This window comes from Actinomycetota bacterium, assembly GCA_035765775.1.
GTDB lineage: Bacteria > Actinomycetota > CADDZG01 > JAHWKV01 > JAOPZY01 > DASTWV01.
Map to the genome: position 1 here is coordinate 1 of DASTWV010000002.1, position 23158 is coordinate 23158.

At 73.2% G+C, this 23158-nt stretch carries 20 protein-coding genes and 2 tRNA genes; 9 read left to right on the forward strand and 13 right to left on the reverse strand.

Annotation, left to right across the window (positions count from 1 at the left end; all coding sequences use genetic code 11):
* Positions 1 to 244 precede the first annotated feature (244 nt).
* Positions 245 to 319, forward strand: a tRNA-Asp gene (locus VFW71_00120).
* Positions 320 to 391: 72 nt separating this feature from the next.
* Positions 392 to 464 (forward strand) — tRNA-Phe (locus tag VFW71_00125).
* A 26-nt stretch (positions 465 to 490) separates the two neighbouring features.
* On the opposite strand, the gene VFW71_00130 is transcribed toward VFW71_00125, so the two are convergent.
* Together VFW71_00130 and VFW71_00135 are read right to left on the reverse strand one after the other, a co-directional pair.
* Positions 491 to 823 carry a hypothetical protein gene (locus tag VFW71_00130; protein ID HEU5001173.1) on the reverse strand — a complete coding sequence of 111 codons (333 nt, stop codon included), beginning with the start codon at positions 821 to 823 and terminating at the stop codon, positions 491 to 493.
* A 7-nt stretch (positions 824 to 830) separates the two neighbouring features.
* The gene (locus VFW71_00135; GenBank protein HEU5001174.1) at positions 831 to 1667 is read right to left on the reverse strand and encodes a hypothetical protein; all 837 of its coding nucleotides are present in this window, start codon (positions 1665 to 1667) and stop codon (positions 831 to 833) included.
* A gap of 54 nt (positions 1668 to 1721) precedes the next feature.
* Here VFW71_00135 and VFW71_00140 point away from each other — a divergent pair, with 54 nt between their 5' ends.
* The 3 genes from VFW71_00140 (at position 1722) to VFW71_00150 (ending at position 5048) form a co-directional block, all read left to right on the forward strand.
* Positions 1722 to 2810: a Glu/Leu/Phe/Val dehydrogenase gene (locus tag VFW71_00140; protein ID HEU5001175.1), complete on the forward strand. Its 1089-nt coding sequence runs from the start codon at positions 1722 to 1724 to the stop codon at positions 2808 to 2810.
* A gap of 67 nt (positions 2811 to 2877) precedes the next feature.
* Positions 2878 to 4371: an ATP-binding protein gene (locus VFW71_00145; GenBank protein ID HEU5001176.1), complete on the forward strand. Its 1494-nt coding sequence runs from the start codon at positions 2878 to 2880 to the stop codon at positions 4369 to 4371.
* Positions 4368 to 5048, forward strand: a complete 681-nt coding sequence (locus VFW71_00150) for a response regulator transcription factor (GenBank protein HEU5001177.1) — start codon at positions 4368 to 4370, stop codon at positions 5046 to 5048. The genes VFW71_00145 and VFW71_00150 overlap by 4 nt, the downstream gene beginning before the upstream one ends.
* 34 nt (positions 5049 to 5082) lie before the next feature.
* Here VFW71_00150 and VFW71_00155 read toward each other — a convergent pair whose 3' ends face one another.
* From VFW71_00155 to bioA, 7 genes are all read right to left on the reverse strand, one after another.
* Positions 5083 to 6270, reverse strand: a complete 1188-nt coding sequence (locus VFW71_00155) for a sigma-E factor regulatory protein RseB domain-containing protein (GenBank protein ID HEU5001178.1) — start codon at positions 6268 to 6270, stop codon at positions 5083 to 5085.
* Positions 6267 to 6716 (reverse strand): anti-sigma factor, encoded by a 450-nt coding sequence (locus VFW71_00160; GenBank protein HEU5001179.1) that lies wholly within the window; start codon positions 6714 to 6716, stop codon positions 6267 to 6269. The genes VFW71_00155 and VFW71_00160 overlap by 4 nt, the downstream gene beginning before the upstream one ends.
* A gap of 36 nt (positions 6717 to 6752) precedes the next feature.
* Positions 6753 to 7328 carry a sigma-70 family RNA polymerase sigma factor gene (locus tag VFW71_00165; GenBank protein ID HEU5001180.1) on the reverse strand — a complete coding sequence of 192 codons (576 nt, stop codon included), beginning with the start codon at positions 7326 to 7328 and terminating at the stop codon, positions 6753 to 6755.
* Positions 7329 to 7404: 76 nt separating this feature from the next.
* Positions 7405 to 8619 carry an AI-2E family transporter gene (locus tag VFW71_00170; protein HEU5001181.1) on the reverse strand — a complete coding sequence of 405 codons (1215 nt, stop codon included), beginning with the start codon at positions 8617 to 8619 and terminating at the stop codon, positions 7405 to 7407.
* A 302-nt stretch (positions 8620 to 8921) separates the two neighbouring features.
* Positions 8922 to 9929 (reverse strand): biotin synthase BioB, encoded by a 1008-nt coding sequence (gene bioB / locus VFW71_00175; protein HEU5001182.1) that lies wholly within the window; start codon positions 9927 to 9929, stop codon positions 8922 to 8924.
* A complete protein-coding gene (gene bioF / locus VFW71_00180) occupies positions 9926 to 11881 on the reverse strand; it encodes an 8-amino-7-oxononanoate synthase (GenBank protein HEU5001183.1) in 1956 nt (651 codons plus the stop codon). The genes bioB and bioF overlap by 4 nt, the downstream gene beginning before the upstream one ends.
* Positions 11875 to 13302, reverse strand: a complete 1428-nt coding sequence (gene bioA / locus VFW71_00185; GenBank protein ID HEU5001184.1) for an adenosylmethionine--8-amino-7-oxononanoate transaminase — start codon at positions 13300 to 13302, stop codon at positions 11875 to 11877. The genes bioF and bioA overlap by 7 nt, the downstream gene beginning before the upstream one ends.
* Before the next feature lie 160 nt (positions 13303 to 13462).
* On the opposite strand from bioA, the gene VFW71_00190 reads away from it, so the two are divergent.
* The 4 genes from VFW71_00190 to VFW71_00205 all read left to right on the forward strand — a co-directional run bounded on the left by VFW71_00190 (position 13463) and on the right by VFW71_00205 (position 18018).
* Complete coding sequence (locus tag VFW71_00190; protein HEU5001185.1) at positions 13463 to 14212, forward strand: MerR family transcriptional regulator; 750 nt, start codon at positions 13463 to 13465, stop codon at positions 14210 to 14212.
* On the forward strand, positions 14209 to 14913 hold the full coding sequence (locus VFW71_00195) for a ubiquinone/menaquinone biosynthesis methyltransferase (protein HEU5001186.1): 705 nt from the start codon (positions 14209 to 14211) through the stop codon (positions 14911 to 14913). Before VFW71_00190 ends, VFW71_00195 begins: the two co-directional genes overlap by 4 nt.
* Entirely contained in the window at positions 14910 to 16127 is a 1218-nt protein-coding gene (locus VFW71_00200) for an isochorismate synthase (protein HEU5001187.1), read from the forward strand. Before VFW71_00195 ends, VFW71_00200 begins: the two co-directional genes overlap by 4 nt.
* Positions 16128 to 16461: 334 nt before the next feature.
* A complete protein-coding gene (locus VFW71_00205) occupies positions 16462 to 18018 on the forward strand; it encodes a M23 family metallopeptidase (protein HEU5001188.1) in 1557 nt (518 codons plus the stop codon).
* A 742-nt stretch (positions 18019 to 18760) separates the two neighbouring features.
* On the opposite strand, the gene menD is transcribed toward VFW71_00205, so the two are convergent.
* Genes menD through menB form a run of 4 tightly spaced genes read right to left on the reverse strand, consistent with a single transcriptional unit; the run spans position 18761 to position 23148 of the window.
* Positions 18761 to 20503: a 2-succinyl-5-enolpyruvyl-6-hydroxy-3-cyclohexene-1-carboxylic-acid synthase gene (menD, locus tag VFW71_00210; GenBank protein ID HEU5001189.1), complete on the reverse strand. Its 1743-nt coding sequence runs from the start codon at positions 20501 to 20503 to the stop codon at positions 18761 to 18763.
* The gene (locus VFW71_00215) at positions 20500 to 21429 is read right to left on the reverse strand and encodes an o-succinylbenzoate synthase (protein HEU5001190.1); all 930 of its coding nucleotides are present in this window, start codon (positions 21427 to 21429) and stop codon (positions 20500 to 20502) included. Before VFW71_00215 ends, menD begins: the two co-directional genes overlap by 4 nt.
* On the reverse strand, positions 21426 to 22316 hold the full coding sequence (locus VFW71_00220) for a 1,4-dihydroxy-2-naphthoate polyprenyltransferase (GenBank protein ID HEU5001191.1): 891 nt from the start codon (positions 22314 to 22316) through the stop codon (positions 21426 to 21428). Before VFW71_00220 ends, VFW71_00215 begins: the two co-directional genes overlap by 4 nt.
* Before the next feature lie 10 nt (positions 22317 to 22326).
* A complete protein-coding gene (gene menB / locus VFW71_00225) occupies positions 22327 to 23148 on the reverse strand; it encodes a 1,4-dihydroxy-2-naphthoyl-CoA synthase (protein HEU5001192.1) in 822 nt (273 codons plus the stop codon).
* Positions 23149 to 23158: the final 10 nt, after the last annotated feature.

Consider the following 23158-nt stretch of genomic DNA (forward strand, 5'->3'; position numbering starts at 1 on the left):
AGGCCAAAGCCCGCGCCCAGGTGGGGGCTCCAGTGAAGGAGGAGGTGATCGCTCCCGCCAAGCCCTGACCCCCGTAGATGCTCAGGAGGTGGGGACTTTTAGTTGGCCACCAGTGGGGCGCGCGACTTGGCCATTGACACGAGCTGACATGCAGCATCACGCAACCGCCGGTGCTGCCATCGACAGGCCCTGGTGAGCCCCTCCCGCGGGTCAGCCCATCGGACGGGCTATCATCTGAGGGCTTGCCCCAGTGGAGCAGTCTGGAGTGCTCGGGTCCCTGTCAAGGACCAGGTCGCCGGTTCAAGTCCGGTCTGGGGCGCGGGCGGTATTCTCCTCCCTCCCTCGATGGGCCCTGGGCGCTGGCGCATGCAGTGACCCGGGTTCGGGACAGGGCCAGGTAGCTCAGGTGGTAGAGCACTCGGCTGAAAACCGGGGTGTCGCTGGTTCGATTCCAGCCCTGGCCACGCAGGCAGAGCCACGCAGAGCCTGGTTACGTGACCTGGGTCACGTGCAGGATGGCGCTGGTCGGCTCGATGCGGACCGCCATGTTCCGGCCCATCCCCTCCACCGTGCCCCGCCCGTCCACAATGAGGGTGTAGTCCCCCGGCGTCGGCGGCGGCCACAGCAGGGCGACCGCGGCGTTGGTGTTGAGATTGGCCACGGTGCGCCGCCCCACGCCCGCCAGGATGGCGGAGCCCTCCCATTGCACCGACACCGACGTCGCCCGCGGGGTGGACTCGGCACTGACGCTCAGCAGGTAGGGATGAAAGCCGTAGCGCTCCAACACCTGGGGCAGGTCCTCCAGCTTCACGGGGATGGACATGGGACCCCTAGTTCGTCCGCTCGACCGCCCGGACCTGCTCCCACCACTCGCTGAGCTGCTGGTAGCGCCGCCAACTCTCGTCGGTGTCGCCCAGCTCCATCGCCTCCAGGCATGCCCAGATCTCGCCCGCCGAGCGGTCGGCCTCCAACACCTCGGGCGCCACGAGGTTGGCCAGGGTGGCGTAGTCCAGCTCGACGGTGGCGTCCCGGTGGAAGCCCTCCAGCCACTCGGCAAGTTCCTCCACCGGCTCGGAGATCGACTCGTCCATGCCGGCGCACTCCAGGATCCCGTGCGCCCGCCGCAGCCGGCTGACCGCCAGGGGTTGGTCGGTCTCGTACCGCACCCGCACCGCGGCCCGCGGGCGGGCGCCTGCCGGCGCGGGGCGCTCGACGGTCAGGATGCGCTCGGCGTCGTCGAAGGCGGCCAGCCAGCGGAAGGGGACATGCCACGCCGAGATCGCGATGTTGTCCTGGCGCCCCGGGCGCAGGGCTTCGAGACGGTCCAGCTCGCAGCTGGCGGCGCGGATATCCCGGGCGGAGACCAGCACCTCGGCCAGCTCCTCGGGGACCGCTTCGCCGAAGGCCAGGATGCCCCGCAGCACGCTGACCTCCACGCTGCACGGGCACACCAGCCAGGCCCCATGGGTCCGGCGCACATAGGCGTGGCCCGCCCGCAGCGGGTACAGCAGGCCGAGCCGGCCCGACTCCTCCGACGCCGAATCCCGGTAGTCCCAGGTCTCGGGGCGCCCGGCCTCCGCGGCGATGTAGCGCTCCCACCGGCTGCGCTCGGGGTCGGGGAAGGAGTCGAGCGGCTCGTAGACGCGGAGCTGGCTGGACGGGACCATGACCCACCATTCTTCCCGAGGTCGGGAAGTCCTGCATGGACCTACAATGCCGGGGTGGATGTCTTCGAAGCCACTGCCGGCGAGGACTACGAGCAGGTCGTCTTCTGCAACGACAGGGCCAGCGGCCTGCGGGCGATCATCGCCATCCACTCCACCGCGTTGGGCCCGGCCCTGGGCGGCACCCGGTACTGGCCCTTCGAATCTGAGGCTGAAGCCCTCACCGACGTCCTGCGGCTCTCCAAGGCGATGAGCTACAAGAACGCCGCCGCCGGGCTGGACCTCGGGGGCGGCAAGGCGGTGATCATGGCCCCGGAGCCCGGGAGCGGGCCGAAGTCCGAGGCCCTCCTGCGGGCCTACGGACGCTTCATCGACGCCCTGGGCGGGCGCTACATCACCGCCGAGGACGTGGGCACCACCGGGGCCGACATGGACATGATCCGGCGTGAGACCCGCTGGGTGACCGGGATCTCCCCCACCGACGGCGGCTCCGGCGACCCGTCGCCCGCCACCGCCTACGGCGTGATGCAGGGCCTGCGGGCTGTGGCCATCGAGCTGTGGGGCGAGCCCTCGTTGGCGGGCCGCCGGGCGGCCGTGCAGGGTGTGGGCAAGGTGGGCCACGCCCTGGTGGGGCACCTCAAGGAGGCGGGGGCCGAGGTGGTGGTCGCCGACGTCAACCCGGTGCACGTGGAGCAGGCGGTGGCCGACTACGGGGTCGAGGTGGAGGACACCGCCCGGATCCACGCCGTGGACTGCGACCTGTTCTGCCCGTGCGCCCTCGGCGGCGGGCTGAACGATCTGACCATCCCCGAGTTGCGCTGCGCGGCGGTGGCGGGGGCGGCCAACAACCAGCTGCTGCGGCCCCACCATGCCGATGCCCTGGCGCAGCGGGGCATCCTCTACGTCCCGGACTTCATCATCAACGCCGGGGGCGTGATCAACGTGGCCGACGAGCTGAACGGCTACGACGAGCGCCGGGCCCACCAGCGCATCGAGGGGATCTTCGGCAACGTCGCCCGGGTGCTGGAGACGGCGAGGAAGGAGAGCCTGACGCCGTCGGTGGCCGCCAACCGGGTCGCCGAGGAGCGGATCCGGTCGGTCGGGCGGGTGCGCCTGATCAGGGGGGCGCAGGCGGCTACCTTCTAGTCCCAGCCTCACCCGGAACCACGTGTTCCACCGTTTCTGACTCCCGCCGCGGTTTTAGACTCTCCCTATGGGCATCAGGCTCGGCGTGGGCAGGAGCCGCCTCCGGCAGGCTCTGGAATTGGCCGCTGCCGTGGCCCTCGCCGGGCTCGCGACGGTCCTGGCGTCCATCCCGGCGTTCAAGTCGGCCGGCAGCACCACCGACGCCGTCATGATCTACCTGCTGTCGGTGGTGGCGGCCACCCTCGTGGCCAGGCTGCCCGGGGGGCTGGTCGCCTCGGTGCTGTCGTTCCTCGGGCTCAACTTCTTCTTCACGCCCCCGCTCCGCACTTTCGCCGTGGCCAAGAGCGAGGATCTCCTGGCCCTGATCGTGTTCCTCGTGGTGGCGGTGCTGATCGCCACCCTGCTGACCAACACCGTGGCGCAGCGTTCCCGGGCTGAGCGGTCGGCCCGGGAAGCCCAGCTGCTCTACCGGATCTCGTCCCGACTCCTGGGCGGGGCACCGCTCGCCACCGCCCTCGACCTGTTCGTCCGGGACATGGTGGAGCTGTTCTCGCTGGCCGGCTGCGAGGTGGTCACCGAGGGACTCGGCGACCTCCAGCCGGGCGGCGAGCTGCGGGCGGTCGCCGGGGCGCCGCCCGGTCCCACCGCGGGGACGTCGCTGGAGCTGCGCACCGACCGCGGCCTGTTCGGCCACATCCGGGTGGCCCCGGGCGCGACCGGCCTGGGGGAGCCCGAGCTCGGCCTGGCCCGGGCCTTCGCCGGCCAGGTGGCCCTGGCGGTGGAGGCCACCGTGCTGGCCGAGCGCACCCGGCGCTCGCAGGCCGACGCCGAGGCCAGCCGGGTGCGGGCGGCCCTCTTCTCCTCGGTCACCCACGACCTCCGCACACCGCTGGCGGCCATCAAGGCCTCAGCCACCAGCCTGCTGGACGCCGGCGTGCACTTCGACAGCGTGCAGCGGGCCGACCTGCTGGCCACCATCGCCGAGGAGAGCGACCGCCTGAACCGGCTCATCGCCAACATCCTCAGCCTCTCCCGGCTGCGGGCCGGGGCGCTGGTGCTGGAGAAGACCGCGGCGCCGGTGGAGGATGTCATCGAGGCGGCCGTCGCCCGCCTGCGCCGGCGCTGGAAGGATCTGGCGATCCAGGTGCGGGCAGGCGATAGCATCCCGCCTGTGCCCATGGACCTGCTCCAGATCGACCAGGTGGTGTCCAACCTGGTGGAGAACGCGGTGCACTACGCCGGGGCGGCGCAGCCGGTCGAGGTCGGGGTGACCGCCACCCCCGGGTGGGTCGAGGTGCGGGTGGCGGACCACGGCCCCGGGATCCCCGCCGCCGACCGGGAGCGGGTCTTCGAGGAGTTCTACCGCCGGGACACCGCCCGCGGGCAGGGCGGTGTGGGCCTCGGCCTGGCCATCTCCCGGGCGATCGTCGAGGCGCACGGCGGGTCGATGTGGGCGGGCGAGACCCCGGGCGGCGGCGCCACCGTGGGGTTCCGGCTCCCGGTGGCAAGCGCCCCGCCCCCTGCCGAGGCGCCGTCGCCCCGGGTGCGGGTGGCGGAATGAAGGTCCTGGTCATCGAGGACGACCGCCAGATCGTGCGCACACTGCAGACCAGCCTGGAGGCCCGGGGCTACGACGTGGTCTCCGCCCGGGACGGCCAGAGCGGCCTGGGCGTGCTGCGTGGCGAGGGTGCCGACCTCGTCCTGCTCGACCTCGGCCTGCCGGACGTGGACGGCCTGAAGGTGCTGAGCAGCCTGCGCTCCTTCGCCGAGCAGCCGGTGATCGTGCTCACGGTGCGCGACTCCCAAGCGGAGAAGGTGGCCGCCCTGGACACCGGGGCGGACGACTACATCACGAAGCCCTTCGACATGGACGAGCTCCTGGCCCGGATGCGGGCGGCGCTGCGCCGGGTGACCCCCGAGGAGATCCGGCCTTCCGTGCGCACCTACGGCAAGGTGCAGGTCGACCTCGCCCGCCAGCTCGTCACCAAGGAGGGCCACCGGATCCACCTCACCCCGACGGAGTTCGTGCTCCTCCAGGCCTTCGTCCGCAACGCGGGCAAGCTGCTCACCCAGCGCTGGCTCCTGAAGACGGTGTGGGGCCCGGGCTACGAGGAGGAGACCAATGTGCGGGTGCACGTGGGCCACCTGCGGCGCAAGCTCGAGGACGACGCCACCAACCCCCGGCTGATCCTGACCGAGCCCGGGCTCGGCTACCGCTGGTCCGACGAGGCGGGGTAGCGAGTCGGGGGTGGCGGGTTGCGCACCGATCCCGCTACAGGCCCATCCGGTCCAGCACCCAGCCCAACAGGTGGTGCGCCCGGTCCCGCAGCGAGCGGGGCAGCGGGGCTTGGGGAAGCGCATTGGCCATGTCCTGCAGCTCGTCGGCCGGGGAGGCCCCCACCAGCGTGTCGGTATCCGGGCCCGCTTGCCAGGCCACCCCGCGGGGGAAGCCCGACCAGCTGTAGCCCGTGCCCTGGTTCAGGGCGACCGCCGCCGCTCCCGGGGGGAGCGACCGGCGGCCCAGGCGCCCGGGCTGCTGGAACAGGCTGACCTCTTCGAGGCCGTCGGAGAACACCAGCTGGGCGATGCCCGCCCGGCCGACCCGGAACGTGGTGGCCGACCGGAGGGTGTAGCCGTCGGGCAGCGAGGAGGGCAGGTGGACGCTGGCGGCGAAGGCGCCCAGCTGGCCGGCAGCCACCCACTGCTGCGCCGTGGCGGCGGACGGCGCCGGCGTGGCGGCGGGGACCAGGTCGGCTGCGGGCGGGGTGTAGGGCTCCCGGACCGCGGTGAAGGCGATGGAGCGCTCCACCTGCCCGGCGGTGTCGAAGACCTTCCGGGCCAGCAGGAGGCCGGTGGTGGCGTCGACGGTCCACTGCTCGGCCAGCCGGGCGTCCCGGTCCCGGAGGATGCGCAGCACCCAGGCCGGGTGGTCCAGCATTGACACCGCGCCATCCAGGACCACCCGGTACTTGGCCAGCATCTGGTGGACGTCGCTCTGGGGCTCGATGTCTGAGGTCAGGGCCGCCTGGCCGCGGGTTGCCGGCGAGCCGTTGGGGCTCATGGCCGCCCGCTGCGTGCCCTGCTGCTGCAGCACCCACCCGGTGGCGCCGCCGCCAGTCTGGACCTGGATCAGCAGGCGGTCGCCATCACCCCGGGCCACGTGCAGGGTGCCGGTCACCGTGCCCCGCTGGCCCCGGACCACGACCGACTGGGTGCCCTCGTAGTTCACCGAATGCGATCCGCTCACCGCCAGGTTGAGCACCGCCTCGGCGGTCAGGGTGGTTCCCCCCGCGGGACCGGGCAGGGGGGCGAGGAAGGGGCTTGCCGGGGGGCCACCGGCGGGAGTGCCCCCCGGGGAGCCGCCCACCTGGGCCCATACCGCGGCCGGCGCCATGCCGGTCACGGCGAAGAGGGTCAGCAGGGTCAGGACGGCCAGCGCCGCCGCGCGCACCCAGATCATGGCGACCCGGCGTCTACTACGTAGCTGATCTGGTCCGCCATGGGGGCGTCGATCTGTACCAGGTGCTGGCGCACCTCCTGCTGGAACGAGACCGGCGGAGCGGGCGCCGGCGCAATCCACAGGGCGATGCCCAGCATCCCGGTCGCGGTGGCCACCACGCCCAGGCGCCGGCGCAGGGCGTGCTGGGTGCGGTACGAGCGCCGCAGGGCCGCGGCCCGCTCGCCGGTCAACCGTTGGCGCAGCTCGGGCAACCAGGCGGCGGGCGGCTCCGGGGCGCCCAGCACACTCAGGGCTGTCTTGGCCGAGCGCAGCTCGGCCAGCCCGGCCCGGCAGGATGCGCACGCCGCCAGGTGGGCCTCCACAGCCGCAAGCTGGCCCGGCCCCAGTGCCCCGTCGAGGTACGCGCTGAGCTGCTGGCCCTCCGGATGGCCGGCGTGCGGCGTCACGGGCACTCTCCCTGCCCCGTACGAGCGGGCGGCCTCCTACTCGGCCGGGACCCCGACATACGGCCCCAGCCGGTCCCGGAGGAGCGCACGGCCACGGTGGATGCGCGACCGCACCGTCCCCAGCCGCCAGCCCATCGTGGAGCCGATCTCCTCATAGCTCATCTGGTACAGGTCGCACAGCAGCACCGCCACCCGGAACTGGTACGGCAGTTCGCTCAGTGCCTGCTCGACCACGGCCCGGAGCTCGCCCCGCAGGGCGCTGTCCTCGGGGGTGGGCAGCGACGACGCCGGCTCGGGCTCCCCGGATTCGCTCAGCTCGTCCAGCGGCTCGGTGGGGTGGCGGGACCGGTGCCGCATGCGGTCGTAGAAGAGGTTCGTAGTGATGCGCAGCAGCCAGCCCTCCAGCGATCCCGGCCGGTAGCGGGCAAGGGCGGTGCGCACCCGGAGTAGGACGTCCTGGGCAAGGTCCTCGGCATCGGCGGTGCTCCCGGTCAGCCGGTAGGCCAGCGAGTACACGAAGCGACCGTGCTCCGCAGCGACCTCTTCCCATGTCGGCACCCGCTCCGGCGCCGCAGCCTGCGACCCGGTCTTTGCTATCCGGCTTGAACTCATGGGAAACGCCGCCCCTTCCCGTGAGGTTCCCACGCTGCCTGACATTGTGCCTACCCGTGCCCTAGGCCCACGCCACTCACTCGTGGCCTATTTCCCGCTTGGGGTGGCGCAGGCGGTGCCAGAACGAGGTCTCGGCGTGCACCCGGGCCTCCTCCGGGTCCTCCTCCGGGTGCTCGGCTGCCTCCTCCGCCTCCTCGGCGTGTTCGACGGCAGCGGCCACCGGCGGGGGCGCCTGGGTCAGCTCCGGATGGTGCAGGAAGGCCCGGGCGGGGGCTGGCGCGAACTCCACGATGATGGCGTTCAGGGTCCCGGCGATCGGGATCGCCAGGATGGCCCCGGCCACCCCCATCAGCTCCGACCCGGCCAGCACCGCGACCATCACCAGCAGTGCGTTGAGGCGCACGGCCCGCCCCACGGCGATCGGGTACAGGACGTGGTTCTTGACCTGCTGGTAGGCGAACATCACGGCCACCACGATGATTCCCGACACGAGGTTGTGGGCGAAGGCGAAGAGGCCCGCCGGGACGATGCCGATCAGCCCACCGATGATGGGCAGCACGTCGGTCAGGCCGGCCCACACCGACAGCGACGAGATGAAGGGCGTCCCGGTCACCCACAGCACGGCGGCCGTGATGAGGCCATTGAGGATTGCCAGGGCCAGCACGCCCAGCGTGTAGCTGCTGACCACCCGGGAGGTGGTCTGGCCCACCAGGCGGGTCGATTCCCGGCGGCTCTCCGGGATGCCCGCCATGAATGCCGCGATCAACGTCGGTCCCTCGATGAGCATGAAGATGGCCAGGATGGCGACGATGGCCACCGAGAAGGCGGTGGACGCCGCCGAGCGCAGCACGCCGATGATCTGCGAGGGGACCTTGGACAGGATGCGCGAGATCGCCGGTCCCGCCTTGCTCAGCTGGTGCTCGAGGTGGAGCTTGCGGGCGAAGTCGGCCAGGGGTCCCTTGCCCTGCTGCGCCTGCCGGAGGTAGGCCGGGGCATGCTGGGCGAACTGCACCCCCTGGGTGGTGATGGGCGCAGCGATGAGGGCGATGAGGCCCAAGAAGAGCAGGAAGGAGACCGCTGCCACCGCCAGGATCGCCGGTCCCCGGTGCATGCCGGTGCGCTCCAGGCGCTTGACCGCCGGGTTGAGCACCAGGGCGACGAACGCCGCCAGGACCAGGTCGAAGATGAGGGCGCGCCACTCGTAGACCAGGGCGATCCCCGCGGCACTCGCCACGACCAGCCAGATCGAGGCCAGGATCGTGCGGTACGGAACGTTCCGTGGCTCGGTCACCTCGGCGAACCCTATATGCGTGGGGCGAACTCATATGGCGACTCGCAGTCCTTCGACTCGCCGTCCGCCGGGCCGCCCGCCCGTTCCGGCTCCGGCGATCTCGCCGTCGCCAGCTTATTCCTCCCGCCCTCCCGAGCCCTGGAGGGGCACAGGGGGCTCCCAGGCACCGGCCTCCGGGTCGCGTGGGGCGGGATCGCATACCGGGCAGCGGGCCTCATAGCCCAGGGGGTAGATCTGGACCCGGAGGCGGCGGCCGCACCGGGGGCAGATCCTCGGTGGGTCGAGGTCCGGCTGGGTGGCAGTCACGGCCGGGCGTGCGGCTCCAGGCGGGCGACGGGCATGCCCAGGTCCTCCAGCATCCGCAGGTCGTCGGCCACGGTGCGGCCCAGGGTGGTCAGGTAGTTGCCCACGATGAGTGCGTTGGCGCCCGCCAGCATGCCGAGGGCCTGCAGGTCCCGCAGCACCACCTCGCGCCCGCCCGCCGGGCGCAGCACGGCGTCGGGGAGGATGAGGCGGAAGAGGGCGATCATGCGGATGGCCTCCAGGGGGGCCAGCAACGGCCGGCCGGCCAGCGGCGTGCCGGTGCGGGGGTTCAGGAAGTTGATCGGCACCTCCCGGGGCGCCAGCGAGGCCAGCTCGAAGGCCAGCTCGACCCGCTGGCGCAGGGTCTCACCCATGCCGAGGATGCCCCCCGAGCAGATCTCCATCCCGGCTGCCCCCGCCCGCTGGCAGGTGGCGAAGCGGTCCTCCCAGGTGTGGGTGGTGCAGATCGCCGGGAAGTAGGACCGGGCGGCCTCCAGGTTGTGGTTGTAGCGGTGCACCCCGGCGGCGGCCAGGACCTCGGCCTGCCCCTCCTCCAGGAGGCCGAGCGAGCAGGCCACCCGCAGCCCGGTGGCCTCGTGCAGGGCAGCCACCGCCGCCAGCACCTGGTCCATGATCCGCTGGTCCGGGCCCCGCACGGCCAGGACGATGCAAAACTCGCTGGCCCCCAGCTCCTCGCTCCGGCGGGCGGCGGCCACCATCTGCGGGATGTCCACGAAGGGCATGGGCAGGACAGGGGTGGGCCAGTGGCGGGACTGCGAGCAGAAGGCGCAGTCCTCGGCGCACCCCCCGGTCTTCGCCGAGATGATCGACTCCAGCTCCACCCCCGGCCCGCTGCGGGCAAGGCGCACCCGGTTGGCGAGGGCGATGAGAGCGGGGAGCTCGGCGTCCGGCAGCCGGGCGGCGGCGAGCGCCTCCTCGAAGCCGATGGTCTCGCCCGGGTCGGCGAGGCGCTCGAGCCCTCCGAGGAGCCCGTCCGGCGGGCTCACCGCACGGCTCCAGCCAACTCCAGGTGGGTGAGGAAGGTGGCCCGGTCGAAGCTGCCGCCCAGGCTCGCGTCGACCCAGGCCTCGGGTTGGAAGCCCGGGGGGATGCGCCGGCCATCCACGTCGAGGCCTTCGAGGTCGGGCACCACGCCCCGGATGCGGGTGGCTGCCAGGGCCTCGACGGCGGCCGGGTTGGTGGTCTCGGCGAGGCCCCGAGCGGTCCTCGGGAACCGGCAGAGCACGACGCCCAGCACCTCCAGGCCCCGGGCCCGGGCGACCTCGAAGGTCAGGGCGGTGTGGTTGAGCATCCCGAGGCCGGACGGCGCCACCACGATGACGGGCAGGCCCAGGGCGCCCGCCACGCTGGCCATCGTCGTGCCGGCCTCGTCCAGCGGGACCAGCAGGCCGCCGGCGCCTTCCACGACGACGAGGTCGCAGGCCTGCCGGAGGGCCTCGAAGGCTCTCCGGATGGGGTGCAGGTCGATGCGCTCGCCCTCCAGCCGGGCGGCCTCCGACGGGGCCAGCGGCGCCGCGAAGCGGTACGGGGCCAGCGCTCGGCCGGCGGCGAGGCCGGCGGCGAGGCGGATGAAGGCGAGGTCGTCGGCGGCGTCCGCGGTGCCGGTCTGGATTGGCTTCAGCGCCCCCACCGTCCGGCCTTTCGAACCGAAGGTGCAGGCCAGGGTGGCGGCCACCAGGGTCTTGCCCACCCCGGTTCCGGTGCCGGTGACGAAGACGCCCCCCGCCGCAGCGATCGGGTCTCGGGACGCTGCCCGCGGGAACCGGCGGGCCGGTGCCGGGTGCTGCCGATTCTTGGCCCCGGCGAAGGCGGCGACGGCCTGGTCGAGCTGGTCGGGGGTGTGGGCCGCCGACACCGTCACCCGCAGCCGGGCGGTCCCGGGGGGTACCGAGGGCGGGCGGATGGCCGGGACCAGCACCCCGGCCTCCAGCAGGCGGGCGGACAGGGCCAGCGCCCGGTCGGTCTCGCCCACCATCACCGGCACGATGGCGGCCGCCGGGGGCAGCACCCGGTACCCGAGGCCGCCCAATGCGGCTGCCAGGGACTGGGCGGCCCGGAGGACCGACGCCCGGCGCTGAGGCTCCCGGCGCACGACCGCCAGCGCCGCCAGCGCCGCCCCCATCGCCGCCGGCGCCGGGGCGGTGTCGAACACGTAGCTGCGGGCCCGGTTGCGCAGGTACTCGATGAGGGCATGCGACCCGGCAACGAACCCCCCCGACGATCCCAGGGCCTTGGACAGGGTGGCCATCACGGCCATGCCCGGGCCGGTGAGGCCGGCGGCCGCCACCGCGCCGGCCCCGCCCTCCCCCAAGACGCCGGTGGCGTGGGCTTCGTCCACCAGGAGCATCGCCCCGTGGCGCCGGCACGCGGCGTCGATGGCGGTGAGGGGGGCCAGGTCGCCCTCCATCGAGAAGATGCTGTCGGTCACGACCAATTTCTTGGCGGCGGGGGTGGTCGCCAGGCGCTGCTCGAGGTCCTCGGCATCGCCGTGGCGGTACACCTCGACGTGCGCCCCGGAGAGCCGGCACCCGTCGATCATGCTGGCGTGGTTCAGCTCGTCGGAGAAGATGGCATCGCCCCGCCCGGCGAGGGCCGGGATCGTCCCCACATTGGCCAGGTATCCGGATGAGAAGACGAGGGCGTCCTCGGTGCCCTTGTGGGCGGCCAGCGCCCGTTCGAGCGCCCGGTGCAGTTCCAGCGAGCCGCTGACCAGGCGGGAGGCACCGCTCCCGGCTCCCCACTCCAGAGCTCCCCGGGCGGCAGCGGCCTGCACCTCGGGGTGCCGGGCCAGCCCGAGGTAGTCGTTGGAGCACAGGTCGATCACCGGGCGCCCGGCCAGCGTCGTTGCCGGCCCGAGGGTGTGCGGGTGGCGGCGTAGCCCGGCGTCCTCCAGGGCGCCGAGCGCAGCGGCGCACCAGCCGAAGGGGTCGGTCACCACCGGCCGCCGGCTGGGGCGGGTGGTCCCGGGGCCTTCGTGGCGGCCTCGACGGCCTCGACCGTCACCCGGGCCAGGAGGTCCAATTCGTCGAAGGGGATGCCGAGCGGCGGCATGAGGACCACGACATCGCCCAGCGGCCGGATCAGGACGCCGTGCTCGCGGGCCTGGGTGGCCACCCGCCAGCCCATGCCCAGTGCGGGGTCGAAGGGCTGCCGGGTCGCCCGGTCGGCCACCAGCTCGATGCCCACCATCAGGCCCCGGCGGCGCACCTCGCCCACATGCGGGTGGTCCTCGAGCGGCTTCAGGGCCCGCCCCAGGGCCTCACTGCGCTCCCGCACCCCGGCGAGGGTCTGGTTGGCCTCCATGAGGTCCAGGTTGGCCAGCGCCGCAGCACACGCCAGCGGGTTGCCGGTGTAGGTATGGCCGTGGAAGAAGGTGCGGGCGTCCTCCGGCCTGCCGAGGAAGGCGTCGAAGATGGCCTGGGTGGTCATCGTCACCGCCAGGGGCAGGTAGCCGCCGGTCAGCCCCTTGCCGGCCACCAGGATGTCCGGGCTGACGCCCTCCTGCTCGCAGGCGAAGAAGGTCCCGGTGCGCCCCACCCCGGTGGCGACCTCATCCAGGATCAGTAGCACCTCGTACTCCTCGCACAGCTCCGAAAGCTGGCGCAGGTAGCCGGGCGGGGCGGCGATCATCCCGCCCGCCGCCTGCATGAGGGGCTCGACGATGACGGCGCACAGCTCCTCGTGGTGCTCCTCGAGAGCTTCCTCCAGCGGGCGGAGGCACGCCGTCAAGCACCCCGGGTACTGCTTGCCCAGCGGGCAGCGGTAGCAGTAGGGCGAGGGCGCCCGGTGGGCGGGGAAGAGCAGCGGCCGGTAGGCGGCGTGGAAGAGGTCGATGCCGCCCACGGAGACGGCTCCCAGCGTGTCGCCGTGGTAGGCGTTGTCCAGTGAGAGAAAGGTGCGCTTCTCCGGCTTCCCGGTGTGCTGGCAGTAGCCGAAGGCCATCTTGAGGGCGATCTCGACGGCGCACGCCCCGGCCTCGGAGTAGAAGACCTTGGTGAGGCCGGGGCCCATGCTCGGGGGGCTCAGGGCGACGAGGCGGGCGGCGAGCTCAGCGGACGGGGTGTTGGCGAGGCCGAGGAGGGTCGAGTGCGCCACCCGGCCCAGCTGGTCGGTAATGGCCCGGTCGATTTCGGGTACCCGGTGGCCGTGGACGGTGACCCAGAGCGAGGAGACCCCGTCGAGGAAGCGCCGCCCGTCGGCGTCGATCAGCCAGCAGCCCTCGGCGCCGGCGATGACCAGCGGGTCGCCCGCCAGCCAGCCCTCCATCTGCGTGAAGGGGTGCCAGACGTGGGCCTTGTCGAGGTCGACGAGGGCCTGGCGGTCGCCGGGGTCGCGAAGTGGTGGGAGGTGACCGGTCATGGGGTCCTGAATTTAGTCAGAAGCGCGGGGACCGGTTGGGGCCCGGGAGCAGAGTCGGGCGCGAGGTGGGGGACAAGTGTCCCGCCTGCCGGGACAAAAGTCCCCCGCCTCGGCACCACCGGGTAGACGTTTTGAGTGTTGACTCATAGAGTTGACGCTCATGAGATACCGAGTCGACGAGCTCGCCGCCCAGGTCGGGGTCAGCGTGGACACCGTCCGCTTCTACCAGGCCCGGGGCCTGCTCCCCGCCGGCCAGCGGGAGGGACGGGTCTCCTGGTACGGCGACGAGCACCGGGAGCGCCTCCTGCGCATCCGGGAGCTCAAGGAGAAGGGGTTCTCGCTGGCCACCATCCGCCGCCTCATGGCCGGGGAGCTGGACGCCGCCGACGAGGCCCTCGCCGGCGCCCTGCAGGGCGCCTTGGCCACCGCCCCCGGGGACCCGGAGAGCGGTGAGCGCAGCTACACGCTGGAGGAATTCGCCGAGAAGACCGGCATCCCCGAGGCCCTGATCCAGGTGATCGAACGCCAGGGGCTCATCGTGGGGCCGGCGGCCTCCGCGGGCGGCGACGGCTCGGGGCCGCGGGGCTACACCGAAGCTGACGTCCAGGCGGCCTCCGCCGGGCTGGCGCTGCTGGAGGCCGGCCTGCCCCTCGACGAGCTCCTCGCCCTGGCCAAGGAGCACGACCGGGCGGTGCGGGCCACCGCCGAGCGGGCGGTCGGGCTCTTCGACACCTACGTCCGGGCGCCCATCCGCAGCACCTCGCAGAGCGACGAGGAGGCGGCGGCTCGCCTGGTCGAGGCGTTCAAACGCCTTCTGCCGGCCACCACCAGCCTTGTCACCCACCACTTCCAGCAGGTCTTGCTGGCCACCGCCCAGGCCCGTTTCGAGGGGGAGCCGACCGACAAATGAATACCGACGAGCGCTTCCCCGACGGCCTGCCCTCCGGCACCGAGAAGGTCAAGGCGGTGCAGGCGATGTTTGACGCCATCGCCCCGCGCTACGACCTGCTCAACCGCATCCTCACCTTCGGCATGGACGTCGGATGGCGGCGCCGCACGGTCCGGGGCCTGGCGCTGCCCGGGGGCGCGCTGGTGCTGGACCTGGCCTGCGGGACCGGCGATTTCTGCCGCGAGCTGCAGGCGGGCGGCCTGAAGGCGGTGGGGGTGGACAACTCGGCGGGCATGCTCGCCGCCGCCAAGACGTCGGCGCCGCTGGTGCTGGCCGACGCCATGTTCCTCCCGGTGCCCGCAGGGGCGGTGGACGGCATCACGTGCGGCTTCGCCCTGCGCAACGTCGCCGACCTCGCCGCCTTCTTCGCCGAGTGCGCCCGGGTGATCCGCCCCGGGGGCCGGGTGGGGTTGCTGGAGGTGGCCGAGCCCCGCTTCAAGCCCGCCAAGGTGGTGCACGGACTCTACTTCCGCAAGGTGGTGCCGGTGATCGGCGGGCTCCTGTCCGACCGGGCGGCGTACCGGTACCTGCCCGCCTCGACCGCCTACCTCCCGGAGCCGGACGAGATGATGGCGATGCTCCGCGCCGCCGGCTTCCCCGACGCCCAGCGCAAGCTGGTGGGCATGGGCGCCGCCCAGCTCATCGTGGGCACCCGGGAGTGACGCCAGGGTCCGGCCCACCGCCGCTGGTGTGTACCACCGAACCTCTCGAGGCAGCCCCCGATCTCCTCGCCCACCTCCCCGAGACCGGGGGGATCGCCTGGATCCGGCACGGCGTTGGGTTCGTGGGCTGGGGTGAGGCGGCCCGCATCGCGGCCGGGACCGGCCCGGACCGCTTCGGGCAGGCGGCGGGCGCGCTCGCCCGCCTCTTCGAGAAGGCGGAGATCACCAACGCCGTCGGGGGTTGGGGAACGGGCCCGTTGGCCTTCGGCAGCTTCACCTTCGATCCCGACTCCCTGGGCTCTGCCCTGACCATCCCCGAGACGCTCATCGCCTGGGCGGGCGGCCGGGCCTGGGTCACCCGGTGCTCCGGGCCGGCCACAGGCAATCCCCAGCCGCCCGCGCCCACCCCGGCCAGCCCGGGACTGGACAACCGGGCGTTCACCCACGCGGTGACCGATGCCCGCACGGCGATCCGGGCCGGTGGGCTGGACAAGGTGGTCCTGTCGCTCCAGACCGAGGTGATCGGCCCCCACGATTTCTCCGTCCCCGGGGTCGTCCGCCGCCTGGCGGGCGCCTATCCCGACTGCTACGCCTTCGCCCTCGGGTCCTTCGTCGGCGCCAGCCCCGAACTCCTGGTCCGCCGGGAAGGCACCGCCATCTGCTCGGTACCGCTCGCCGGGACCGCCCGGCGGGGCTCCACCCCGGCCGAGGACGAGGCGCTGGGCGCGGCCCTCCTCGCCAGCCGCAAGGACCGCTGGGAACACGACCTCGCGGTGGTGACGGTCGTCGAGTCGCTCCGACCGCTCTGTGCCCGGCTCCGGATCGACCCCGAGCCCTGGCTGCTCCGGCTGGCCAACGTGCAGCACCTGGCCACCCAGGTCACCGGCCAGTTGGCGGGGGCCCAGACCGCGCTCGAGATCGCCGGTGCCGTCCATCCCAGCGCCGCGGTCTGCGGGACGCCGACCCGCAAGGCCCTGGCGGTCATCCGCCAGCTGGAGGGTGCGCATCGGGGCCGGTACGCCGGCCCGGTGGGCTGGGTGGGGGCCGATGGCGACGGGGAGTGGGCGATCGCCCTGCGCTGCGGGGAGCTGCAGGGGGGGCGGGCCCGGCTGTACGCCGGTGCCGGGATCGTGGCAGAGTCGGACCCGGACGCCGAGCTGGAGGAAGCCCTGCTCAAGCTCCGGCCCGTCCTTTCGGCCCTCGACCTGGCCTGACGTCGCGACGTCCGCGTAGATCCCACTGGATTCCACGCCACCGAGGGTGGGCAGCGGAACCACAACAGCTCCCAATACTGAGCATCAGCAACACCATTGCCACGCACCGCGTTGTACACGGAGAGGCCGGTTACACATTAAAGTTCCGACATAATGGGCCGTCGCAGTGCACCGGGTCTCGATTGCGGAGTTGTTTCGCGAGAACACGGCGTGGTTGAATTCGTTGCCCTTGCCTGGGCCCATGACAGAATTGCCGGAAATCGTGGGAAATAGTCGTGGTTGTATTGGGTGGGGTGAGAAGTTCGAGTTGGCGGTAGCCGTCAGGGGAGTCTCGATGCGGGGTGCTTCACAAATCGCCGCCCGGTGGGCATTCGCAGCAGCCACCGTGCTGGTAACCGGGGCAGCACTGACCGCCCCAGCCATAGCCCAGACTCCCCCCCAACCCGCTCCCGCCCCCACCGACGGCCTCGGCGGGCTCCTCAACAACCTGCTCCAGCCCGTGGCGCCCATCCTGAACCCGCAGCCCGCCCAGCCGGCGCCCAATCCCGGGGGGTCGACCTCGGGGGGCACGGCGCCCTCGGGTACCACGGCGAAGGCGGCCACAGCGTCGAACATCCCCAAGACGTCGGTGGAGTCCCCCTGCGGGCCGGCCCCGAGGCCGCTGGTCTTCAACCGGACGCCCGGGCGGACCAGCCAGAACCTGGTCAACGCCGCGGTCAAAGATGCGCCGCCCGGTGTCCCGGTCCAGCAGGAGCTGGTCGCGATCGCGGCGCCGTTCCCGGTCGCCGGATCGGCGCACTACCAGGATGACTGGGGCAACTACCGCTCCACACCGTGCCCCCACCTGCACCAGGGCAACGACATCTTCGCCCCGATGGGCGCGCCCGCCGTGGCGCCCGAGGACGGCACCGTGGTGCGCTTCGACTACGAGTCGGTCGGCGGCAACGCGTACTACTTCGCCGGGGCCGACGGCTACTCGTTCTACGGCGCCCACCTCGAGGGATTCGCCCCGGGCCTGAAAGCCGGCGAGCACGTCACCGCCGGGACCGTGCTGGGCTACGTGGGCAACACGGGGGACGCCGCCGGCGGGGCGACCCATCTGCACTTCCAGCTCTACCCGCCCGGGCACGCCTGGAGCAACCCGGTCGATCCCAAGTTCTGGCTGGACGCCTCGCTGAACACCGCGATCGGCAAGGCCGGCGGCGTGGTCGGCCCCGACGACACGGCCGCCCAGATCGCCGCCGCCCCGATCCAGCCCCCGCTGAGCGCCCAGAGCCTGATGGGCTCGGTGCTGCTGGCGGGTGGGCACATCATCACCCAGCCCACGGTGCCGGTATTGCTGTTTGTTCTCCTGGTGCTCGGGGTCATCGGCATCTCGCAGACCCGCACGCTGCGGGTCGCCCGTGACCTGCGGGCCTCCCGGACCGAGGCCGAGGTGCCCGTCTTCCTGGTCGGGGGCACCGCCGGGCTGGTCGCGGCCCAGGCACCCCCCAAACGCAGGCGAAAGGGCGCCGGTGCGGTGACCAACGGGGTACCCGTCGATCATGGCCTCGGCCAGCCCTCCTGGGCGGTGAGCAAGTCGGTGGCGAACTCCGAGAGCCGCACCGCGTCGCCCGTGTCCCGGAGGATCGAGCGGATCGGCGAGGCGTGGGAGAGGTTCCCGACCACGATGAGCCGGCTCGGCACCCGGGCAGACAGTGCCTCCACCAGCAAGCGGGACTCCGTGGGCGGCGACGCCGGGTCGTCCCGGGCGTGGAGTGCGACCAACGGTACGTCCACCCCGGTGATCGACCGGGCGGGCGAGAAGTCCGCCAAGGCGTTCTGGACCCCGGGCGGCAGCGCCGCCACCAGCGACTCGAAGCGCTCCGGATCCCGGTTCGCCAGCAGGTAGTAGGCGGCCCGCGGCCCCGGCGCCAGCCCGGCGGGGTCCCGCCGGGCCCATGCGGCACCGAGCGCCGCCCCATCGGTTTCCCCCAGCAGGTCGGCAAGCTGCCCGGCCGCGATCCCGAGCGCTGACGGATCCGGCTGCCAGGCCACCATCGCCCCGTGGTAGGGCACGGTATGGGTGGTGGCCCCCTGGAGCAGATCAACGAGCCGGTAGTACGTGCCCAGCGTGGCGACGAAGGTGATCCGGCGCTGGATGGCCGGGTCCTGCTCGATGGCCACCAGGGTCATCCCGCCACCGTAGGAGATGGCGAAGATGCCGACCCTGCCCCCGGAGGAGCGCCCGGCCAGGAAGGCCACCGCCTCCCGCACCCGTACCGGGTCCTGCAGGTCGAGGCGCTGCTCGCGCAGGCCCAGCTGGGGGACCAGCACCTGGCGGCCCACCCGGGCGATGGCCTGGGCGAGGTGGACGATGCGGGGGTCGTCCTTGCCCTCGGGGTTCCCCCCGGGCACCAGGACCACGCCCGGCGCCCTCACCAGCCCGGCCGGCCGGTACAGATCGGCGGTGCCGTCGGCGAGGTGGACGAGGCGCCGGCGGGGCGCCGGCGTGAAGACCGACAGCGGGTGGATGGGCGACGGGATGACCTCGGGCACCAGCAGCATGCCCTTCAGCGCCGCCCGGGCGGGGGGGCTGGCCAGGATGGCGGCGATGCAGAGGGCGGGGAGGAGCAGGCGGAGGCGGTGCCGGTTCACCCGGCGACCGCGGCGGCGACCGCGGCCCACACCCGGCGGTGCAGGGCGACGTTTGCCTCCCGGTTGGTGCGGACCTCCAGCAGGTGGACCCCGCCGCCGGCCAGCGCCTCGCCGATCGCCGGGCAGAGGGCCGCAGGCTCGTCCACGAGGCCGTAGGCGCACCTGGCCTCCCGGGCCATGCCGGCGACGTCGATGCCCTGGGGGGTGCCGAAGAGGCGCTCGAAATGCTCTGGGTGCTCCGCCTGGGGAAGGAACGAGAAGATCCCCCCGCCGTCGTTGTTGACCACGACGAACACCGCCGGGGGGTGTTCCCGGGCCAGGGCCAGGCCGTTGCGGTCGTGGAGCATCGAGAGGTCGCCCGCCAACGCCACCACGGGCACCCCGGTCCCCAGGGCCACCCCCAGGGCGGTGGCGGCGAACCCGTCGATGCCGCTGGCCCCCCGGTTCGCCAGCACCCGGAGCCCGGTCCGGGGCCGCATGAACCACTCCAGGTCCCGCACCGGCATGCTGGAGGCCGCCACCAGGACAGCCCCGTCGGGGCAGGCGGCCGCAGTGTCCCGGGCGACCCGGGGCTCACTGGGGGCGGTCTCGGCGTCCAGGACGGCGTCGATGGCGGCGACCGCCGCGGCTTCCGCCTTCATCCAGGCATCCAGCCAGGTCTCCCCCCTGATCTTCCCGCTCCCGTTGGCCGGGCCCGGGCGGACGGCGCCAGCCAATGCTCCGGCGGTCGCCTGCAGATCGGCGACGATCAACTCGCCGGCCGCCCGCTCGGGGTCCTCCCAGGCGGCGTCGGGGTCGATGCGCACCTGGCGAACGCCGGGGTGCAACGCGGCAGCCAGGGCCTTGGAGGTCCCCAGCGCCCCCACCCGGACCACGAGGTCCGGCGTCATGGCGCGGGCGAAGGCGGGGGTGCGCAGCAGCGCCTCGTAGGCCGACACCGCATGGGGGCCACTCCGCAGCCCGGACAGCGGGTCGGCCAGCACCGGCCAGCCCGCCCGCTCGGCAAGGTCCACGAGGGCTGGGGAGGGGGCAATCCCGCCCCCAGCGACGAGGAGGCCGCGTTCGCTGGCGGCGATCTCGCCCGCCAGCCGGGCGGTCAGGGCGGCATCCGGCGCCGCCGGGGCCCGGGAGATCCGGGTCCAGGGCTCCCCGCCCGCCCGGCCGTCGAGGGGGAGCGGGAACCCGGCGGCGTCCGCCACCGGGACCAGCGGGTCCCGGAAGGCGAGGTTCAGCTGCACCGGCCCGGCGGGCGAGCCGGTGGCGGCCGCCCAGGCCTGGCACGCCGTGGAGCGCCAGTAGCGCACGGACCCGGGGTGGGCCTCGGGGACCCCCACCTCGACGAAGAGGCGGACGGCATCGCCGAAGATCTTCAACTGGTCGATGGTCTGGTTGGCCCCGGTGTGGCGGAGCTCGGGGGGGCGGTCGGCGGTGAGGAGGAGCATCGGCGTGCGGGACTGGTGGGCCTCGATAACCGCCGGGAGCAGGTTGGCCACCGCCGTCCCCGACGTGCACAGCACCGCCGCCGGCACGCCGGTGGCCTTCCCGATCCCCAGGGCGCAGAACGCCGAGGAGCGTTCGTCCACCACCACGCGGGTGGCGATGCCGGGGTGCCCGGCGAGCGCCAGGGCCACCGGGGTGGAGCGCGAGCCGGGCGACACGCACGCGTGGTGCACCCCACAGCGCACCAGCTCGTCCACCAGGACGGTGGCCAGAGCGTGCCCGGCGTTCTCGGCCGTCACCGGGCTGCCCCCGCCGCCGCCCAGGCGGCCTCCAGCTCTGCGGTGCGCCCGGTGCCGGCGGCCCACCGGGCCAGCGCCACCGGGTCCACCGCCGGGCGGCGCACGTCCAGGCAACCGCCGACCGGCAGGAGCGGGTCGGCCACCACATCGCCCTCCAGCAGCAGGGCGGTCCCCAGCCCGCAGGCGTAGGGCAGCTCCGGCAGGGCGGCGGCCAGTGCCAGCCCGGCGGCGAGCCCCACCGACGATTCCACCGCCGAGGAGACCACGGCGGGGAGGCCGAGGGCCTCGGCCACGGCCAGCGCCCGCTCCACCCCGCCCAGGGGCTGCACCTTGAGCACCGCCACGTCCGCCACCCCCCGCATGTCAAGGTGGAGGGGGTCGGGGGCCAGCCGGATCAGCTCGTCGGCGGCCAGCGCCACGTCCACCCGCCGCCGGAGCGCCCGCATATCCTCGGCTGTGGGCACCGGCTGCTCGACGTACTCCAGGTCGAAGGCCGCCAGGCGCCGGATCTGGCGGGCGGCCTCGTCGAGGTCCCAGGCAGCGTTGACGTCCAGGCGGATCCGGCCTCCGGGGCCGAGAGCATCCCGCACCGCCTCGACCCGGGCGGCGTCGTCCCCCTCGCCCACTTTGATCTTGGCGGTGCTGCAGCCCGATGCCCGGACCACTTCGTAGGCCCGCTCGGGCGTGGTGGCCGGCACGGTCACGTTGACCGGGACCGCCGACCGCACCGGAGCAGGCCAGGGCCGGCACGCGGCCTCCTCGGCGGCCGCCCGCCAGCGGGCCGTGAGCGGCGGGCCGTACTCCGGGAAGGGCGAGAACTCGCCCCAGCCGGCGGGGCCGTGGACCAGCAGCCCCGACCGGGCGGTCACGCCCCGGAAGCGCAGCCGGAGGGGCAAGTCGAACGCCCCGGCAACGGTGGCGGTCACCGCCCGATCCACAGCCCGATGGTCAGGAGCCCCCCGTACACGGTCTGCAGCCGGGCGGTGGCCACCAGCGCCTGGATCAACCCGGGGCCGTCGGTCCGGGTGCGGACCAGGCGCAGCGGTTTCAGGGCCAGCGGGGCAGCGAGCAGACCGATGAGGATTCCCCAGGCCCGGAAGCCCAGGGCGGCGCCCGCGGTGATGGCGAATGCCCCGGCGACGATCCCGGTGTAGAGCGCCTGGGCCCGCCGCCGGCCGACGCGGACCGCCAGCGTGGCCTTGCCCGCCGCGGCGTCGGTGTCCACGTCCCGGATGTTGTTGACCAGCAACAGGGCCGCCGCCAGCAGGCCCACCGGCACCGCCGCCACCGACGCCCGGGCGAGGATCTTCTCGGTCTGGACGTAGGCGGAGCCGATGGTGCCCACCAGGCCGAAGAACACGAAGACGAAGACCTCGCCGAGGCCCAGGGAGGCGAGCGGCTTCGGTCCCCCGCTGTAGCCCAGGGCGGCGGCAAAGGAGAGGAGGCCCACGACGATCACCTGCGGGCCGATCCGGGCCGCCAGCGCCAGGCCGGGCACCGAGGCCACCGCCAGGGCGACGCCGGTGGCCAGGCGCATCGCGTTGGGGCTGACGACACCCGCGGCCACCAGGCGCCGGGGGCCGAGCCGGGTGTGGGTGTCCACCCCCTTCACGCCGTCGAAGTAGTCGTTGGCGTAGTTGACGGCGATCTGCACGGCGACCGCCGCCACCAGGGCGGCGAAGAAGCGCCAGGCGATGAAGCGCCCCGCCGCGGCAGTGCCCACGAGCACGCAGACCACCCCCGCCCCGAGCGTCTTGGGGCGGGCGGCCTCGACGAAGGCGCGCCAGCCAGGGCGCACTGGGGGACCGGGCACCGGCTGCGGGTTAGGGGCGCCAGGGAAAGGCGTCGAAGCGGGGCGGCCGCTTTTCCTTGAAGGCGTTGCGACCCTCCTGGGCTTCCTCGTTCATGTAGAAGAGCAAGGTGGCATCGCCGGCGAACTGCTGCAGCCCGGCGAGGCCGTCGGTGTCGGCGTTGAAGGCTGCTTTCAGCATCCTGATGGCGAGCGGGCTCATGATCAGGATGCGCCGGGCCCAGGCCAGCGTGGCCTCCTCCAGCTGCTCCAGCGGCACCACTTTGTTGACCAGGCCCATGGTGAGGGCCTCCTCGGCGCTGTACTGCTCGCACAGGAACCAGATCTCCTTCGCCTTCTTGAGCCCCACCATGCGGGCGAGGAGACCGCAGCCGTAGCCGCCGTCGAAGGAGCCCACCTTGGGGCCTGCCTGGCCGAAGATGGCGTTGTCGGCGGCCACCGTCAGGTCGCACACCACGTGCAGGACATGGCCGCCGCCGATGGCGTAGCCGGCCACCATGGCGATCACCGGCTTGGGGATCCGGCGGATCTGGATCTGCAGGTCCAGCACGTTGAGGCGGCCGACGCCGGCCTCGTCCACGTAGCCGTCGTCGCCCCGGATCTTCTGGTCACCGCCGGAGCAGAACGCCCGGGTGCCCGCTCCGGTCAGGATGACGACGCCCACCGCCGGGTCGTTGCGGGCCGCCTCGAAGGCGGTGGCCATCTCCGACACGGTGCGGGGGCGGAAGGCGTTCAGGACCTCGGGCCGGTTGATGGTGATCTTGGCGATGCCGCCCTCAGGCAATGACGTCTCGTAGAGGATGTCGGTGTAGTCTCCCGACCGCTTCCATTCCATGAGCTTTCAC